The sequence below is a fragment of the Leptolyngbya sp. FACHB-36 genome, from assembly GCF_014695955.1.
In the GTDB taxonomy this organism is placed as follows: domain Bacteria; phylum Cyanobacteriota; class Cyanobacteriia; order Leptolyngbyales; family Leptolyngbyaceae; genus FACHB-36.
The window spans coordinates 1-2739 of the sequence record NZ_JACJPG010000338.1 but is presented as its reverse complement, the minus strand read 5'-3'; the positions used below and the strand labels follow the sequence as shown (position 1 = coordinate 2739).

Sequence of the window (2739 nt, the reverse complement as noted above, 5' to 3'; positions counted from 1 at the left end):
TCCTCAACTCTGAGGTCAGCTTACTGATGCTAGCGATCGGTAAACTAGTAAATTCTTGCTCAACTCGCTTGCAGCCTAGAAAAGGCTTTTGGGGAAACACCAACCACTCGTTTGAAGGCTTTCCCAAAATGCGCTTGGTCGTAGAAACCGACGTGTAAAGCGATGTCGCTGAGATTGGGACTAGCAGAAACCGAAATTAACTTCTTGGCTCGTTCTACACGATTTTGCAGGACATACTGATGCGGAGATAGCCCCAGGGAGTTTTTGAACAGACGCGCAAAATGAAAGGTACTGAGATTGAGATGTTCTGCTAACTCCGTCAAACTGAGCGATCGAGATAAATTGACGTGAGCATACTCGATCACGTCGCGCAGTTGGAGCGATGAAAGTTTGCCGCGTGGACGCGGTAGTGGTTGAGCATTTTCGCTGTGTCGCTCCAGCAAATACAGCGAAAATGCCAGCGCTAATGATTCTCCATAGAGCGCACCGCCATAGGTACCGTTGGTTAATTCATCCTCAAACTGCCTGGCAAACCCCGCCACGATTCCATCAAACTCTGCCCGCCGCTCTTGAAGGCGGATGCGTTCGGGGACAATTGAATCTCGAAAACTTTGAGCAATGAACGAGGGATCGAGGGCGATCGCAACGGTTTCAAACGGTTCAAACCAGCGTGGAGCGTTCACATCACCATGAGACTGCAAGAAAAAGATTCCAGGATGTGCTCGCACGCTCTTCCAGCGATCGCCGTCTTTCCATTCGTAGGTGATGGGCTTGCCCCGATGCACAACTGCCAGGCGATGCCCCTGGACATAATGTTCGGGGTATTCAACGGGCGGCAGCGAGTGAAGTTCTACTGTAATGCCTCGCCAACCCAAGCCAGCGCTCGACTTTAACACTGTCCCTTCAGGAGCAGCCGGGAATGCTTGTGCAGTTGCTGTGTTGATGAGATGAATGTGGCTGTCGAGCATTGGGGCAAGGCGGAGGACTAACCGTACACAGTCTACTTAATATTAAAATCTCAGCGTTTCCATGAATAAATTGATCGATCGCCGTTAAATAACGGCAAGAAATTCGGCGGGTTCTATCTGCAACTGACGCATCACACTTCAGCGCTAATCGCTGAAAACTCAATCGTTCCTCAGCCTTATTGCTGCCAAAGTGTGTAATCCTGGATTATGCAGCCAATTGAATTTTAATTTCGGGGCAGAGCCATGGACGATAAGCTAATGCTAATGATTCCCGGTCCGACGCCGGTGCCAGAGCAGGTTCTTCTCGCAATGGCAAAGCACCCGATCGGGCACCGCAGCGGTGACTTCTCCAAGATTGTCGCCGAGGTGATTGAAAACCTGAAGTGGCTTCACCAAACTCAGAACGACGTGCTCATTTTGTCCGCCAGTGGTACGGGCGCTATGGAAGCAGGCATCATTAACTTCCTCAGCCCTGGCGATCGAGTGTTGGTGGGCTGCAATGGAAAATTTGGCGATCGTTGGGCAGAGCTGAGCAAAGCATTTGGGCTTCAAGTAGAGACGATTACGGCAGACTGGGGTCAGGCGCTGGACCCAGAGACGTTTCGGAGTGTCTTAGAGGCGGATACCGAGAAAACAATTAAAGCCGTCATTATCACCCACAGCGAGACATCGACCGGGGTGCTCAATGACCTAGAAACAATCAACCGCTACGTCAAAGCGCATGGCGAAGCGCTGATTATTGTGGATACCGTGACTAGCTTGGGAGCCATCAATGTTCCAGTGGATGAATGGGGACTTGATGTCGTGGCATCCGGGTCGCAGAAAGGCTACATGATTCCTCCTGGATTAGGCTTTGTGGTCGTCAGTCCACGCGCATGGCAGGCATACGCCACCGCAAAGCTGCCGCGCTTTTATCTGGATTTGGGCAAGTACCGCAAAGACGCCGCCAAGAATACAACTCCGTTTACGCCGCCTGTGAATCTTTTCTTTGGGCTGCAAGCCGCGCTGAGAATGATGAAAGCGGAAGGGCTTGATAACATCTTTGCACGGCATCAGCGGTTGACGACTGCCACCCGTGCCGCTATTAAAGCGCTGAATTTGCCGCTGTTTGCTGCTGATAGTGCAGCAAGTCCGGCAATTACAGCAGTTGCTCCCGATCGCGTTGATGCGGAGCAAATTCGCGCTGTTATGAAGAAGCGGTTTGATATCGTGCTGGCAGGTGGGCAGGACCACCTTAAAGGTAAGATCTTCCGCATTGGTCATTTGGGCTTTGTTAGCGATCGCGATATTCTCGCCGCGATCGGTGCTCTGGAAGCAACCCTGCAAGAGCTTGGCTACGAAAGCGTTTCTCTAGGTGCGGGCATTGCTGCCGCCGCGAAAGTGCTTGCCAATTCATAGCTCGAAGCTTAGGCTAATTTAATAGGAATCCCGGCAGTTCCAAAGATGCCAATTTGAAGCGACGGCATCTTTAGACCGGGGTTCTAATAAATCGAACGTCTAGGCTTGCTCTAGCCAGTCGTAGATCTGCTCTAGCTGCTCAAGCGTGACCAATCCGTACTGCCACAGAATCATGGGCAGCGGTCCTGGATCGTGCTCGACGTGCCGTAGCGCGATCGCGATCGAAGCGGTCGAAAGGGCTAATTCGTCTTGTAGGAATCGAATAAACCGGGTGTAGGTTGCAGGTGCCATAGGTCAGTCACCTCCTGATACCAAAAATCATAGTAAGAAGCACCGTGATGAACAACAATCGTGTAGCACAAGTGACCGGACC

General features: G+C 51.6%; 3 protein-coding genes. 1 reads left to right on the top strand and 2 read right to left on the bottom strand.

Annotated features, from left to right (window positions below):
* Nucleotides 1–59: 59 nt before the first annotated feature.
* Nucleotides 60–968, bottom strand: coding sequence for an AraC family transcriptional regulator (locus H6F43_RS09670; protein WP_190342577.1), 909 nt, complete (start codon nucleotides 966–968; stop codon nucleotides 60–62).
* A gap of 243 nt (nucleotides 969–1211) precedes the next feature.
* On the opposite strand from H6F43_RS09670, the gene H6F43_RS09665 reads away from it, so the two are divergent.
* Nucleotides 1212–2366 carry an alanine--glyoxylate aminotransferase family protein gene (locus tag H6F43_RS09665; protein ID WP_190342576.1) on the top strand — a complete coding sequence of 385 codons (1155 nt, stop codon included), beginning with the start codon at nucleotides 1212–1214 and terminating at the stop codon, nucleotides 2364–2366.
* 99 nt (nucleotides 2367–2465) lie between these two features.
* Here the strand turns inward: H6F43_RS09665 and H6F43_RS09660 are convergent, their stop codons facing one another.
* Nucleotides 2466–2657, bottom strand: a complete 192-nt coding sequence (locus H6F43_RS09660) for a DUF2949 domain-containing protein (RefSeq protein ID WP_190342575.1) — start codon at nucleotides 2655–2657, stop codon at nucleotides 2466–2468.
* Between the last annotated feature and the right edge of the window lie 82 nt (nucleotides 2658–2739).